This window comes from Rhodoferax sp. LS1R11, from assembly GCF_056521395.1.
Genome location: NZ_JBWMAW010000006.1, coordinates 195,436 through 210,012, shown reverse-complemented (window position 1 = coordinate 210,012; position 14,577 = coordinate 195,436). Strand labels below are relative to the sequence as shown.

The window sequence follows — 14,577 nt, the reverse complement described above, 5'->3', positions numbered from 1 at the left end:
CCCTTCATTTCAATCAATAGATCAACAGCCTCAGCGAGCCCTTGATGGATACAACCCCACATTTCCCCATTTACATGGATTACAGCGCCACCAACCCTTGCGATGAGCGGGTGGTGGACGCCATGATTCCCTGGTTGCGCCAGCACTTTGGCAACCCTGCGTCACGCAGTCATGCATGGGGCTGGGAAGCGGAAGCCGCTGTAGAAAAAGCGCGGGAGCAAGTGGCGGCCCTGATTGGTGCCGACCCGCGCGAAATCGTCTGGACTTCGGGCGCGACGGAGTCCAACAACCTGGCGCTCAAAGGCGCGGCAGGGTTCTACAAGACCAAAGGCAAGCACATCATCACCGTCAAGACCGAGCACAAAGCCGTGCTCGATACCTGTCGTGAACTGGAGCGCCAGGGCTTCGACGTGACGTACCTGGATGTGCAGGAAGATGGCTTGGTGAATCTCGACGCCTTCAAGGCTGCCATCCGTCCGGACACCATCCTGGCCAGCGTCATGTTTGTCAACAACGAGATTGGTGTCATTCAGGACATCACGGCCATTGGCAACGTGTGTCGCGAGAAAGGCATTGTTTTTCACGTGGATGCGGCCCAGGCTACCGGTCGGGTTGACATTGACATGAGCCAGTTGCCGGTGGATTTGATGAGCCTCACCGCTCACAAGACCTACGGCCCCAAAGGCATTGGCGCGTTGTTTGTCCGCCGTAAGCCACGTATCCGTATTGAAGCGCAAATGCATGGCGGTGGCCACGAGCGCGGCATGCGTTCGGGCACCTTGCCGACCCATCAGATCGTTGGCATGGGCGAGGCTTACCGCATCGCCAAAGAAGAGATGGCCGTGGAGAACGTGCGTATTCGCGCCTTGCATGATCGTATGTTGGCGGGGCTCAAAGATGTGGAGCAGGTGTTCATCAATGGCCACATTGACCAGCGCGTGCCGCACAACCTGAACATGAGCTTCAACTATGTTGAAGGCGAGTCCCTGATCATGGGGATCAAGGGGCTGGCCGTATCCAGTGGTTCGGCCTGTACATCGGCCAGCCTGGAGCCCAGTTACGTACTTCGCGCCCTGGGGCGCAGTGACGAACTGGCACACAGCAGCCTGCGCATGACGATTGGCCGCTACACCACCGAAGCCGAAATTGACTACGCGATCGACACCATCAAGGTGAATGTCGCCAAACTGCGTGACTTGAGCCCGCTGTGGGACATGTACAAAGAAGGCATTGACATCAGCACCATCCAGTGGGCTGCTCACTAAACCAAACGAGGTAAACCAAATGGCATATTCTGAAAAGGTCGTTGACCACTACGAAAACCCCCGCAATGTCGGTTCCTTCGACAAGGGCGATGACTCCGTCGGTACCGGCATGGTGGGTGCCCCTGCTTGCGGCGACGTGATGAAACTGCAAATCAAGGTCAACCCGGAGACGGGTGTGATTGAAGACGCACGTTTTAAAACCTACGGTTGCGGCTCTGCGATTGCTTCTTCTTCTCTGGTGACAGAGTGGGTCAAAGGCAAAACGCTGGATCAGGCGGCTGCGCTCAAAAACAGCGAGATCGCTGAAGAGTTGGCCCTGCCGCCCGTGAAAATTCACTGCTCCATCCTGGCGGAAGACGCCATCAAGGCCGCTGTGAACGATTACCGACAAAAACACAACGCACCACAGACCCACTGACATGGCCGTTACGCTGACAGAAGCCGCCGCCCGACACGTCACACGCTACCTGGCCAAGCGCGGCCAGGGCGTGGGTGTTCGGCTCGGCGTCAAAACCACAGGCTGCTCGGGCCTGGCTTACAAACTTGAGTACGTGGACGAAATCGGTCCTGAGGACATGGTATTTGAAGGCCATGGTGTCAAAGTGTTGATCGAGCCCAAAAGCTTCGCTTACCTTGATGGGACCGAGCTCGATTTCGTGCGCGAAGGGCTCAATGAGGGTTTCAAATTCAACAACCCCAAAGAGCGTGATCGCTGTGGTTGCGGCGAGTCGTTCCGGGTGTGAATTTACAGTCCAATGATTTCGAGCTCTTTGGTCTTGTTCCGCAATTTGCGCAAGATCGGGCGGCTATTGACGCCCGCTGGAAAGACCTGCAGCGTGAAGCGCATCCCGACAAGTTTGCCGCACAAGGGGCTGCTGCGCAACGGATCGCCATGCAGTGGTCTGTACGCATCAACGAAGCTTATCAACGTCTCAAAGACCCGCTGAAGCGGGCCGCCTACCTGTGTGAGCTCAATGGCGCCGCGGTGAATGCCGAGAACAACACGGCCATGCCCGCGTCGTTCCTGATGCAGCAAATGACCTGGCGCGAAGAGCTTGACGATGCTGATTCAACGGAGGCTTTGAACGCACTGGGCGATCAGGTGCTGCGGGCCCGCCGGGAGACACTGCAGCGATGTGGTGAATTGCTAGACCAGCAAAAAGATTTCAAGCAGGCCGTGCAGCAGGTGAGGGCGCTCATGTTCATTGAGCGTTTTGCCAGCGACGTTGAAGCCCGCCTTGACCGGATGGACACTGCAGACAGGGGACAATAGCGCCTCGATTCTCAAAAAAATAATCATGGCGCTTTTACAAATTTCCGAACCCGGACAGTCTCCCAATCCCCACCAACGCCGCGTGGCGGTGGGTATTGATCTGGGAACAACTCACTCTCTCGTGGCGTCTGTGCGTCATGGCGTTGCCGAATGTTTGCCCGATGCACAGGGCCGGGTTATCTTGCCTTCGGTGGTTCGCTACCAGGCGGGCAGTGCACGCCAGATTGGTTTTGAAGCGCAGGATGCGCTGGCGCTGGATCCCGAAAACACCATCGCCTCAGTCAAGCGCTTCATGGGTCGTGGTCTGGCTGACGTGGCCGGTCATGACAAACTGCCCTACCGCTTTGTCGACCATCCGGGCATGCTGGGTTTGCAGACGGTCCAGGGGGAGAAGTCACCGGTTGAGGTCAGCGCCGATATTCTGGCCACCTTGCGTTATCGTGCCGAAGACACGTTCAACGATGATCTTTTTGGTGCTGTTATCACGGTGCCGGCCTATTTCGACGATGCGCAGCGCCAGGCGACCAAAGATGCTGCGCAACTGGCCGGTCTGAACGTTCTTCGGCTGATCAACGAGCCCACCGCTGCGGCCATTGCCTACGGCCTGGACAACGCGAGCGAAGGCGTTTACGCCATTTATGACCTGGGTGGCGGTACTTTTGACATCTCGATATTGCGCTTGACCCAAGGCGTGTTTGAAGTGGTTGCCACCGGCGGCGATTCCGCATTGGGTGGCGACGACTATGACCACGCTCTGGCTGACTGGGTGTTGGCGCAAGTGGGTGTCCAAGCACTCTCCGCCTCCGACAAAGCCGCCGTCAAGGTGGCTGCACGCGCCTGCAAAGAAGCGCTATCCGCTACAAAATCAGTAGCGTTCTCCGCTTTATTGGCGGGGGCTAGAGTCGAGTTTGATGTAAATGTTGAACAATTTGAGGCGGCTACCCGCAGGTTGACGTCCCGAACCCTTGGTGCCGTGCGCAAAGCCTTGCGGGATGCCAAGCTGACGGTGGACGAAGTCAAGGGGGTCGTCATGGTGGGCGGTTCTACCCGCATGCCGCAAATCCGCAAAGCTGTCGCGACCCTTTTTGGCCGGGAGCCACTGACCAATCTCAACCCCGACGAGGTGGTTGCCCTCGGTGCCGCCATTCAGGCCAATCAGCTGGCGGGCAACAACACGGCGGGAGATTTGTTGCTGCTGGATGTCATTCCTCTGTCGCTGGGCATTGAGACCATGGGGGGCCTGGTGGAGCGCATCGTGCCGCGCAACCAGACTATTCCGACAGCGATGGCGCAGGACTTCACCACCTACAAAGACGGTCAGACGGCCCTGGCCTTGCACGTGGTGCAGGGTGAGCGTGATCTGGTGGCCGACTGCCGCAGCTTGGCCCGGTTTGAGTTGCGCGGCATTCCGCCCATGGTGGCGGGCGCCGCACGGATTCGGGTCACGTTCACCGTGGATGCGGATGGCCTCCTGAACGTCGCCGCTAAAGAGCAGATCAGTGGCGTCGAGGCCCAGATTGATGTCAAGCCCACCTATGGTTTGGGGGATGACCAGATTGCCCGCATGCTGCAAGACAGCTTTACCACGGCAGAAGCCGACATGAAGTCACGTGCCCTCGTGGAAGCCCGGGTGGATGGTGACCGCATGCTGTTGGCGACGCAAAGTGCTCTGGATGCTGATGGTGATTTGCTCACCGATGCAGACCGCGCTGTCATTGACGGCTTGATGGCGGGTGTGACCGCCGCGCGTTCCCTTGAAGATGCCGCACAGATTGAGGCGGCGACACAAACGCTTGCCAAAGGCACTGAGGCGTTTGCTGCAATGCGCATGAACCGGGGCATTCAGAAAGCCCTGGCAGGCAAAAATATTGAGTCGGTCTGAATCGGACCCAACGGAACAACACATGCCCATTATCAAAATACTGCCTCATCCCGAGTACTGCCCCACAGGCACAGAAATTTCGGCACCAGCCGGAACCTCCATCTGCGAGGCCTTGCTGGACAACCACATCAACATCGAGCACGCCTGTGACATGGTGTGCGCCTGCACCACTTGTCACGTCATCGTGCGCGAAGGTTTTGCCTCTCTCAACGAGCTTGATGACAATGAAGAGGATATGCTGGACCGCGCCTGGGGTCTGGAGCCCAACTCGCGTTTGAGTTGCCAGGCCATCTTGGCGCAAAAAGATCTGGTGGTGGAGATTCCCAAATACTCGATCAACCACGCCAAAGAGGGCCACTGAGGCTCGAGTTTTCTGCGTATTTAAGTTCCTATGCGTCAAATTTTTCTTGATACTGAAACAACCGGCCTCTCGGCCGACAACGGCGACCGCGTGATTGAGATTGGCTGTGTTGAGCTGCTCAACCGCAAACTCACCGGCAACAACAAGCATTTCTACCTCAATCCGGGGCGCGACAGCCACGAAGAGGCCTTGAAGGTGCACGGGATCACGACCGAGTTCCTGAAGGACAAGCCCAAGTTTGAGCGGGTGGTGGATGAGCTTCTGGCGTACCTGGAAGGCGCTGAAATCATCATCCACAACGCGGCGTTCGACGTGGGTTTCCTGAACAAGGAGCTGGAGCTCGTGGGTCGTCCGTTGTTCAAGGAGTTTGTGGCCAGCGTGACCGATACGCTGGCCATGGCCAAGGAAATGTTCCCTGGCAAGCGCAATTCACTCAATGCCTTGTGTGATCGCCTTGGGGTGGACAACTCCGGGCGCACCCTGCACGGCGCCTTGCTTGATGCCGAGTTGCTGGCCGATGTCTACATCAACCTGACCCGGGGTCAGGACGCTTTGTTGATCGATCTTGGCGCAGATGATGCGGATGGTCGCCCGGCAGTTATTCAGATTGATTTGCATTCGATCAAGCTTCCTGTGTTGGCCTCCAACGATCAGGAACTGGCAGCTCATGAAGATGTGCTCAAGCAGATTGACAAATCCAGTGGAAGTAAAACGCTTTGGCGGGCAATGGCCTGAAAATATGGCATAATTCGAGGCTTACCTGATCAGAATTCAGGGCGGTTAGCTCAGGGGTAGAGCACTGCATTCACACTGCAGGGGTCGCAAGTTCGAAACTTGCACTGCCCACCAAATTATTGGTTGAAATCAAGGACTTACGAGAAATCGAAAGTCCTTTTTTTTATTTCCGATCGTGCTTACGTTCAATTTTTCCTTCCGCTGTGGGCGTCGCCGGGACGGTTGTAAACAAAGAAGTTTTCAGAAATGTGATGCTGTGGCTGCTTCCATACTTGAGTGTTTCGATCACCGCTTTCTGGATTTTGCCGCGCTGCCGCTCGAATGACGTCACCATGTCATGGCTATTGGTGAGCCGGGAGCGTTCAACCTCCCCCAGTGTTTCCCGGGTCACAAAAAAGCGGTGTGCCACACCGTGCACATCGACCGTGAATGCGATGCCATCGCCGATGTCGGCATCCATGCGGATGTTCTCGATGATCAGGTCGGTCATGTTGGTGTCCTCACGAGTCTTGGGTCTGGGACGCATCCCGGATTGGTGCCGGATCAGCATATACCCTAATGCAGCTTGGGCTCAAGCTCACTCCTGCTTGGCCGATAACTTCTCATGACCGGGAATGGTTTGACTGGTCCGGTCAGGCAACTTCCCCGCATCGACGACTATCACAAGGAGACTCCATGAAACGCTCTATTCTTATTTCTTCACTTGCCTGCATTTTGTCCACAACGTTTGCTGTTGGGGCACATGCCGATGGCAAGGCCACTGCAGCCGAGGCCACGGCCATGGTCAAGAAGGGCGTTGCTTTTATAAAAGCCAATGGCAAGGAAAAGGGGCAGGCTGAAATCAGCAACAAGGCGGGCCAGTTCGTGGACCGTGACCTGTATTTGGTGGTGTATGCGTTGGACGGCATGGTGCGTGCTCATGGCGCGAACGAGAAAATGATCGGAAAAAATCTGATCGATCTCAAGGATGTGGACGGCAAGGAGTTCGTCAAGGAGCGGGTTGAGTTGGCCAAGAGCAAGGGCACTTTCTGGCAAGACTACAAGTTCACCGACCCCACCACGAAAAAAATTGCCCCCAAGAGCATGTACTGCGAAAAGCTGGACGACGCGGCCGTGTGTGGTGGTATCTACAAGTAAATCCCGCAACAGTCCGCCATTTTGGGGTTTTGAACGCCGCTTGACAAGCGGCAATGTTGGGGGATCGTCATGAAGTTGGGTATGAAATTGCTGGCTGCGCCGCTGTTGACGGCTGTGGTTGTGTTGATGGTCGGGCAGGTCAATGCCTTTCTGCTGGGGCAAGCCGCTGTGAGCGGTCAGGTCAGTTCGAAAGCGAGTCTGGCGGACTTCAAGACCGTGGCCAGTGTGCAGCAGCAACTCGGCCAGGTGCATGCCAATGTGTACAAGACGGTTGCTCTGATCGGCTCATTGGACGAGCCAAAAATCAAGGCGTTTCGTGAAGATCTGGCCAAGCAGTTGGTCGATATCAAGCAGGCGGCTGGCGCTCTGTCTGAGGCGGCCGGTGCCGATGAGCCATTGAAGATGGCCGTGACGGAGGTTGGCAATCAGGTTGACAAATATGCCAAACAGGCAGATTCCGCCGTTGATCTGTCTTCGGTTGACCCCAATACCGGCATAGCAGCGATGCAGGGCGCCGATGAGACGTTCATGTCCATGACCATCGCCATGAATGAGATTGTCACCAGCAGCGAGGCGCGGTCTCATGCCGCTATCGGCGCCTCGCAGCTACGCGCACGCAACACCAATCTGTTGCTGGCCGTGTTGGGCCTGGTAGTCGCCTCGATTGCGGTGGGTTTGTCATGGCTCATGCAGCGCAAGCTGGTTGCCGAGCTGGCCCGGGCCGTGCAGGCGGCGCATCAAGTGGCGGGTGGCGACCTGCGTGTGGATGTCTCCAGCGACCGCAAGGACGAGGTGGGTGATTTGATGCATGCCCTGGGCGCCATGACCCTGCAACTCAATCAATCCATTGCCACAGTGATGGATTCGTCCGAATCCATCCGCCTGGCTAGTGCTGAAATTGCCATGGGTAACCAGGACCTGGCCAACCGCACCGAACTCACCGCCAGCAATCTGCAGAACGCGGCGTCATCCACCGTCCAGCTCACAGGCACGGTCAGGCAATCGGCTGATTCGGCGATGCAGGCCAATCAGCTCGCGGTGTCTGCCACTGCCGTGGCGGTTCGCGGCGGAGAAGTGGTGGCGCAGGTCGTGTCGACCATGGAAGAGATCAATACCAGCGCGAGAAAAATAGCCGACATCATTGGTGTGATCGATGGCATTGCGTTCCAGACCAATATTCTGGCCCTGAATGCCGCGGTCGAGGCTGCGCGCGCGGGCGAGCAGGGCCGGGGCTTTGCTGTTGTCGCCAGTGAAGTGCGCAGTCTCGCAGGACGGTCGGCCGATGCAGCCAAAGAGATCAAGAGTCTCATCGGTGTGTCGGTTGCCAAGGTGGATTCGGGCTCCCGGCTGGTAGCGGATGCGGGCCGGACCATGACCGAAATCGTGACGTCGGTACAGCACGTGTCTGACATCATTGGCGAAATTTCCGCTGCCTCGTCCGAGCAAAGCCACGGCATTTCCCAGGTTAACGGGGCCGTGATGGAGTTGGACCAGATGACGCAGCAAAATGCCGCCCTGGTGGAGGAGTCGGCTGCGGCGGCAGAGAGCCTGCGCGAGCAGGCGCAGCGGCTGGCAGATGTGGTGTCGATGTTCAAACTCACCGACACTCGCCGGGCCATTCAGGCCACCGCCCCGACTTTGCTGGGCGCCACATGACAAAGGCCTGCGCAGCGCCTGTCTTTTTCGGCTGCCGTATGCTTTGAGCCTTTACCCCCAGCGGATCTATGGAACAAGTCGATTGCGTGGTGATCGGTGCCGGTGTGGTTGGTCTGGCGGTGGCACGCGCGTTGGCGCTGGCGGGCCGTGAAGTCCTGGTGCTTGAAGCGGCCCATGCCATCGGCACGGGAACAAGTTCACGCAACAGCGAGGTCATTCACGCCGGGATTTATTACGCGGCTGACAGCATCAAGGCGCGCTTGTGTGTGCGTGGCAAGGCACTGCTTTATGCCTATTGCGCGGAGCGGGGCATTGGCCACCAACGCTGCGGCAAACTCATCGTGGCAACCGATGCAATGCAGGTGGCGCAGTTGACGGGCATTGTGCAAAAAGCTGCGCGCAATGGCGTGGACGATTTGTTGATGCTGACCCGTGACGAAGCGCTGGCACGCGAGCCACACCTGAGTTGCGAAGGCGCGATCTTTTCACCCAGCACCGGCATTGTGGACGGCCACGCGCTGATGCTCTCCTTGCAGGGTGATCTGGAGAATACCGGTGGGCTGGTGGTGCTGAATTCGGCTGTAGCCCAGGCGCAGTGTGCGCAGGCAGCTATTGAATTAATAGCGTCTGACGGAACCCGCTTGCAAGCCCGTACCGTGGTCAACGCGGCGGGGCTGCAGGCGCCAGCCCTTGCCAGGCGCGTCAAGGGGCTGGACGCTCGGCATGTACCCCCTGCTTATTTTGCCAAAGGCAACTACTTCACGCTCGCAGGGCGCGCGCCATTCAGCCATCTGATTTATCCGGTACCGCAGGCTGCGGGCCTGGGTGTGCACCTGACGCTCGATTTGGGTGGCCAGGCCAAGTTCGGTCCCGATGTGCAGTGGGTTGACTCGCCCGACGATCTGGTGGTGGACGCCACCCGAGGTGAGGCGTTTTATGCCGAGGTGCGCAAGTACTGGCCCGCTCTGCAGGACGGCGCACTGATTCCCGGTTATGCGGGCATCCGTCCCAAAATTCACGCGCCCGAAGAGGCCGGCCGGGACTTCCTGATTCAGGGGCCCGCCGACCACGGCGCTGCGGGTTTGTTCAACCTTTTCGGTATCGAATCACCCGGTTTGACCAGCGCACTGGCCATGGGTGACTATGTGGCGCAGATGGTGTCTCGCGCCAAGGTATAAATTCTTCTTTTTCATCCTCAATCTGAAAGTTCTGAATGATCCAACTTCCTGCTTCAAACCTGCGCACGATGATGCTGGTAGGCGTTGCGTGTTGTCTTTGTGCCTGTGCGGCCACCACCACCACGGTGGAGTCACCAGGCGACTTGCGCAAGGAAACCATCTTTGCCGTCACGGAGCAGCTGAACCTGATCAAGTTCAATGCGGGGCAGCCACGCCTCATCCTGGAAAGCCGTCCACTGCAGGGCTTGCCCGCTGGCGAGAAGTTGCTGGGCATTGACTTCCGGGTGGCCCGCGGCGTGTTGTACACCTTGACGGCCAGTGGCCGCCTGTACACCATCGACACCGCCACAGGCCTTGTCAAACCGGTGTCCGATGTGCCTGCCGCTTTGCCGCTGACGGGGTCCTCGTTTGGGTTTGACTTCAATCCGGCGGCGGATCGCATCCGGGTGGTCAGCGACAGCGGCTTGAATTTGCGTCTGCACCCTGACACGGGTGCGGTCGTGGATGGCAATGCCATGGAGCCCGGCCTGCAGGGTGACCCGGCGCTGGCTTTTGCCAAAGGCGACGTCAGTTTTGGCCGCAGCCCCGCCGTGGTGGCTGCGGCCTACACCTACAACAAGAAAGATGAAAAACTCACCACCAACTACGCGATTGACCGCCAGTTGGGCGCCTTGCTGATGCAGGGCTCCCGGGAGGGCGTCACCCCCGTTGTGTCGTTCAATACCGGGTTGTTGACAACGGTGGGTTCCCTGGGCTTGGGCGTGCTTCGGGATGCCTCCTTTGACATTGCCGATGTGTCCGGCGCGGCTTTCGCGGCCGTGCGAACCGCCGCGGTGCCGCAGGTGCGGCTCTATGTCATCAACCTTGAAACCGGTTATGCCCAGGTTGTCGGTACGGTCGGCCAGGGTGAGCCTTTGGTGGGGCTGGCGGTTGAGCCTTGACGTCAGAGCCCCAGTTCATGTTCGTTAAACGATGGCTGTTGCTGGCGATGCTGGCGACTCTGGCGGCAGGTGCGGCCCGCGCGGCATCCGTTCAGGTGCAGGTGCAGGATGGCGCCGGCAAGCCCTTGCCGGAGGCGGTTGTTTTTCTGGAGTCCCGCGACGCGCGCAATGCGGCCAAGCCCTTGCAGGGGGCTGAGATTGCCCAGCTGGGCAAGCAATTTGTGCCCCGTGTTTCGGTGGTGACGCTGGGGTCTTCCGTGCACTTTCCCAACCGGGACACGGTCAGGCACCATGTGTATTCGTTCTCGCCCGCCAAGACGTTTGAGCTCAAACTCTATACGGGCACGACAGCGAATCCCGTGACCTTTGACCGCCCGGGTATTGCGGTACTGGGCTGCAATATCCACGACACCATGGCGGCCTGGGTGGTGGTGGTGGAGACGCCGTATTTTGGGGTGGCAGGCGATGGTGGCAAGGTGTCTCTGGGCAACGTGCCAACGGGCATCTACCGGCTGCGGGTGTGGCATGCCGCGCTGCCGGTCGGGGCGCCTGCGATGGACCAGGCCCTGACAGTCGGGGCGGCCGACGCGCCTGTGGTCGTTCGCTTGGACGGCCTCAAGCCATGAATGTCACGCGCCAGTTTGAAGGGTGGGGACTTGCCTCCCGCATTGTGGCCTTGTCCCTGTTGCTCTTGCTGGTGGTGCAAGCCGCGGTGTTCAGCGTGGTTCGCGTGAGCATTGACCGCAGTGCCCGGCTGCAGATTGCCCAGGAGCTGGTGGTGGGCGAGCGTGTGTGGCGTCGTTTGCTCGAGCAAAACGCCCAAAAGCTGGGCCAGGGGGCTTCCTTGCTGGCGGCCGACTACGGCTTTCGTGAAGCGGTGGGCTCGGGCGACAACGACACCATCAGCTCTGTGCTCGACAACCATGGCAAGCGCATAGGCGCCACAGTCACCGCTTTGCTGGACACCCACATGGCCTTGCGGGCGGTGGGGGAGGGGCAGGACGCTGCGGCATTGCTGCCTACCTTGAAAGTGATGCTGGGGAGTTTGTCTACCCAGGAACAGTTTGGCCAGATTGCCTTGATCCATGGTCTGCCGCACCAGTTCGTGCTGGTGCCTGTGAAGGCCCCTGTGGTGCTAGGTTGGGTATTGATGGGGTTTCCCATCAGCCAGAACTTGATCAAAGACATGCGCAATCTGTCGGACCTGCACCTGGCCTTGGTCAGCCGTACGGCGGGCGGGCAAGACCAGATTGTCAGCGGCACCTTGCCGGCCGCTGATTGGCTGGCCTTGCAGTCCACAGGGGGGCAGCAGGCTGAGTTACCCATCGACGGCGATATTCTGGTGGCGAGAAATGTCCATCTGGACGCTGTAGGTGGCGAGGTGCGCACGGTCTTGATGCGCTCCATGAACGAGGTGATGGCCCCCTTTCGGCAGCTGCAGGTGGCGCTGGCCTGGGTGACCGCCCTGGGCGTGTTGCTGTTTGGCTTCGGCAGCAACATTGTGGCCCGGCGGATGACGACGCCGCTGCGCTCCCTGGTGGGCGCAACGAAACGACTCACAGAGGGCGATTACGACACTCCCGTCAAGCACAGGCAACGCCCGGATGAGTTTGGACGGCTGGCCACTGCGTTTGACCATATGCGCATCAACATTGGCGCGCAGCAGGCTGAAATTCGCCAGCTCGCTTACTGGGATCGCTTGACCGGGCTGCCCAACCGGGCCCGCTTTCGGGAATCCGTGCAACAGGCGATAGAGAGCCGCAGCCCGTCGAATGCCCCATTGGCTGTGCTCATGCTGGACCTTGACCGCTTCAAACACGTCAACGATGTGCTGGGGTATTCATTTGGCGACCGTCTGCTCAAGGCCGTTGCCCAGCGCCTGGAAGCGCAGGACTTTGGCCCGCAGGGCATGGTCGCACGCCTGGGGGGCGACGAGTTTGCCATTCTCCTGGCGCACAGCGATGCCTCCGCGGCCATGCGGGTGGCCCAGCGCATTGTTGAATCGTTTGAAGTGCCCCTGGTTCTGGAAGACCAGACGGTGGACCTGAGCTCGGGTATTGGCGTGGCTTGCTGGCCCATGCACGCCCAGGATGCCGATGCCCTGCTGAGCCGGGCGGAGGTGGCCATGTACGCGGCCAAGCACAAAACGACCGTGATCCAGCTGTACGACGCCGCCCTGGACTCGTCCAGCACACAGACGCTTTCCTTGCTGTCCGAGTTGCGCCATGCGGTGGAGCACGGTGAATTGCGCTTGTTCTTGCAGCCCAAGATTGCGCTGGACAGTGACCGTGTTGTGGCGGCTGAGGCGCTGGTCCGGTGGCAGCATCCGCAGCGCGGCCTGGTGCCACCGATGTCGTTCATTCCGTTTGCCGAGCAAACCGGTTTTGTGCGCCAACTGACCTTGTGGATGTTTGAAGAAGTCGCCCGTATCTGGGCGGGGCTGCAAAGTGAGGCGCAGCCCATGCGCATTGCCATCAACCTGTCAACCCGTGATCTGCTGGACCAGGAGTTTCCCGCCAAGCTCGATGTGGTGCTGGCCCGGCATCACGTGCCCAGCAGCGCTTTTTGTCTTGAGATCACCGAGAGCGCGATCATGGACGACCCGCAGCGCGCCGAGCAGACACTCAATCGACTTTCGGCCAGCGGGTTCAAGCTGTCGATTGATGACTTTGGCACCGGTTACTCGTCGCTGGCCTACCTCAAACGCCTGCCGGTGGACGAGCTCAAAATCGACAAGTCATTTGTGATGGGCATGGAGAAGGATGACGACGACGCCAAAATCGTCCGCTCCACCATTGACCTGGCACACAACCTGGGCTTGAGCGTGGTGGCAGAAGGCGTGGAGAACGCCCTGATCTGGGACAAGCTCAAGGCGCTGTCCTGCGACGAGGCGCAGGGTTACTTCATGAGCAAACCGGTGCCGGTCTCAGACTTTGTGGCGTGGCGGGTGCGGTGGAATGAAAAGCATGCGCTGTTAGTGTCCTAGAGATGGCTATTAAAATGATAGCTACTCCCGCACGTCCCATAAGGGCTAGAAGGTCTTTTTAATCAAATTTGCGGCCTGCTTGACCAAGGCGGGGCCTTTGTAGATCAGGCCGGTGTAGATCTGCACCACGTCGGCACCCGCGCGGATCTTGCTCACGGCATCTTCGGCACTCAAGACACCGCCTACGCCGATGATGGGAAACCCCTTGCCCAAGGCTGAGCGCAATTGCGTGATCACGCGGTTGCTCATTTCCAACACGGGTGCACCCGAGAGACCGCCGGTTTCTTCGGCGTGCGGCATGCCTTTGACGGCATCCCGGTTCAGGGTGGTGTTGGTGGCAATCACGCCGTCCATGCCGTGTCGTACCAGCGTGGTGGCAATCACGGCGACCTGAGCCTCGTCCAGATCGGGCGCAATTTTCACAAAGAGGGGCGTGCGTTTGCCGTGCTGGGTGGTCAGTGCTTCGCGGCGCTGGGCAATGGCGTCCAGCAGGCCGTCCAGGGCCTCGTCGCTTTGCAGGGCGCGCAGGTTTTTGGTGTTGGGGCTGGAGATGTTGATGGTGACGTAGTCGGCGTAGGGATAGACGCCGTCCAGGCAAATCAGGTAGTCATCGGTGGCGCGTTCAATGGGCGTGGCGGCGTTCTTGCCGATGTTCAGGCCCAGCAGCATGCGCGGCCCCTTGGCCGCCGTGTTGGACTGGCGCGCGCGGTACAGGGCCGAGCGTTTGACGTTGGCAATGAACGCGTCTAGGCCCTCATTGTTGAAACCCAAGCGGTTGATCAGCGCGTGGGCGGCGGGCAGGCGAAACATGCGGGGCTTGGGGTTGCCGCTTTGCCCCAGCGGTGTGACGGTGCCCACCTCGACAAAGCCAAAGCCCATGGCGCCCAGACCGTCAATGCAGCGTGCGTTTTTGTCGAGCCCGGCGGCCAGGCCCACGCGGTTGGGGAAGGTGAGGCCGGCAAGCTGAACCGGGTCGTCCACCCGGTCGTTGCAATAAGCCCACTGCAGGGGCGTGCCCTGGGCGCGGGCCAGGGTGTGCAGGGTGAGTTCATGGGCCGCTTCAGGGTCCATGCTGAACAAAAACGGTCGGGCCAGGCTGTACGGGACGAGAGACATTGGATAATTCCTTTAGTTGCCTGATTTTCCCAGATGACACCCAACTT

The 14,577-nt window shown here is 59.3% G+C and carries 15 protein-coding genes and 1 tRNA gene; 14 read left to right on the top strand and 2 right to left on the bottom strand.

All coding sequences use genetic code 11. The annotated features are described in order from the left end of the window. Positions 1–44: 44 nt before the first annotated feature. The 8 genes from AC097N_RS10035 (at position 45) to AC097N_RS10000 (ending at position 5,630) form a co-directional block, all read left to right on the top strand. Positions 45–1,265, top strand: a complete 1,221-nt coding sequence (locus tag AC097N_RS10035; protein ID WP_479580814.1) for an IscS subfamily cysteine desulfurase — start codon at positions 45–47, stop codon at positions 1,263–1,265. 19 nt (positions 1,266–1,284) lie between these two features. Further along, positions 1,285–1,683, top strand: coding sequence for a Fe-S cluster assembly scaffold IscU (iscU, locus tag AC097N_RS10030; RefSeq protein ID WP_304750916.1), 399 nt, complete (start codon positions 1,285–1,287; stop codon positions 1,681–1,683). A 1-nt stretch (position 1,684) separates the two neighbouring features. Then, positions 1,685–2,008 (top strand): iron-sulfur cluster assembly protein IscA, encoded by a 324-nt coding sequence (gene iscA, locus AC097N_RS10025; RefSeq protein WP_479580813.1) that lies wholly within the window; start codon positions 1,685–1,687, stop codon positions 2,006–2,008. Further along, the gene (hscB, locus tag AC097N_RS10020) at positions 2,005–2,538 is read left to right on the top strand and encodes a Fe-S protein assembly co-chaperone HscB (protein ID WP_479580812.1); all 534 of its coding nucleotides are present in this window, start codon (positions 2,005–2,007) and stop codon (positions 2,536–2,538) included. Before iscA ends, hscB begins: the two co-directional genes overlap by 4 nt. A 25-nt stretch (positions 2,539–2,563) precedes the next feature. Next, on the top strand, positions 2,564–4,420 hold the full coding sequence (gene hscA, locus AC097N_RS10015; RefSeq protein ID WP_479580811.1) for a Fe-S protein assembly chaperone HscA: 1,857 nt from the start codon (positions 2,564–2,566) through the stop codon (positions 4,418–4,420). A gap of 22 nt (positions 4,421–4,442) precedes the next feature. Beyond that, positions 4,443–4,781 (top strand): ISC system 2Fe-2S type ferredoxin, encoded by a 339-nt coding sequence (gene fdx, locus AC097N_RS10010; RefSeq protein ID WP_479580810.1) that lies wholly within the window; start codon positions 4,443–4,445, stop codon positions 4,779–4,781. A gap of 30 nt (positions 4,782–4,811) precedes the next feature. After that, positions 4,812–5,516: a DNA polymerase III subunit epsilon gene (gene dnaQ, locus AC097N_RS10005; RefSeq protein WP_479580809.1), complete on the top strand. Its 705-nt coding sequence runs from the start codon at positions 4,812–4,814 to the stop codon at positions 5,514–5,516. 39 nt (positions 5,517–5,555) lie between these two features. After that, a tRNA-Val gene (locus AC097N_RS10000) sits at positions 5,556–5,630 on the top strand. Positions 5,631–5,679: 49 nt separating this feature from the next. Here the strand turns inward: AC097N_RS10000 and AC097N_RS09995 are convergent. Continuing rightward, positions 5,680–6,006 carry a DUF1488 family protein gene (locus tag AC097N_RS09995; protein WP_479580808.1) on the bottom strand — a complete coding sequence of 109 codons (327 nt, stop codon included), beginning with the start codon at positions 6,004–6,006 and terminating at the stop codon, positions 5,680–5,682. Positions 6,007–6,191: 185 nt separating this feature from the next. On the opposite strand from AC097N_RS09995, the gene AC097N_RS09990 reads away from it, so the two are divergent. The 6 genes from AC097N_RS09990 (at position 6,192) to AC097N_RS09965 (ending at position 13,414) form a co-directional block, all read left to right on the top strand. Then, complete coding sequence (locus tag AC097N_RS09990) at positions 6,192–6,653, top strand: cache domain-containing protein (RefSeq protein ID WP_479580807.1); 462 nt, start codon at positions 6,192–6,194, stop codon at positions 6,651–6,653. An 81-nt stretch (positions 6,654–6,734) separates the two neighbouring features. Continuing rightward, on the top strand, positions 6,735–8,309 hold the full coding sequence (locus AC097N_RS09985; protein ID WP_479580806.1) for a methyl-accepting chemotaxis protein: 1,575 nt from the start codon (positions 6,735–6,737) through the stop codon (positions 8,307–8,309). Positions 8,310–8,377: 68 nt separating this feature from the next. Beyond that, positions 8,378–9,487 (top strand): NAD(P)/FAD-dependent oxidoreductase, encoded by a 1,110-nt coding sequence (locus tag AC097N_RS09980; RefSeq protein WP_479580805.1) that lies wholly within the window; start codon positions 8,378–8,380, stop codon positions 9,485–9,487. A 35-nt stretch (positions 9,488–9,522) separates the two neighbouring features. Continuing rightward, entirely contained in the window at positions 9,523–10,428 is a 906-nt protein-coding gene (locus AC097N_RS09975) for a DUF4394 domain-containing protein (RefSeq protein ID WP_479580804.1), read from the top strand. Positions 10,429–10,445: 17 nt separating this feature from the next. Further along, positions 10,446–11,054, top strand: a complete 609-nt coding sequence (locus tag AC097N_RS09970; protein WP_479580803.1) for a methylamine utilization protein — start codon at positions 10,446–10,448, stop codon at positions 11,052–11,054. Then, positions 11,051–13,414, top strand: a complete 2,364-nt coding sequence (locus tag AC097N_RS09965; RefSeq protein WP_479580802.1) for a putative bifunctional diguanylate cyclase/phosphodiesterase — start codon at positions 11,051–11,053, stop codon at positions 13,412–13,414. The genes AC097N_RS09970 and AC097N_RS09965 overlap by 4 nt, the downstream gene beginning before the upstream one ends. A 45-nt stretch (positions 13,415–13,459) precedes the next feature. On the opposite strand, the gene AC097N_RS09960 is transcribed toward AC097N_RS09965, so the two are convergent. Further along, on the bottom strand, positions 13,460–14,530 hold the full coding sequence (locus tag AC097N_RS09960; protein WP_479580801.1) for a quinone-dependent dihydroorotate dehydrogenase: 1,071 nt from the start codon (positions 14,528–14,530) through the stop codon (positions 13,460–13,462). Positions 14,531–14,577: the final 47 nt, after the last annotated feature.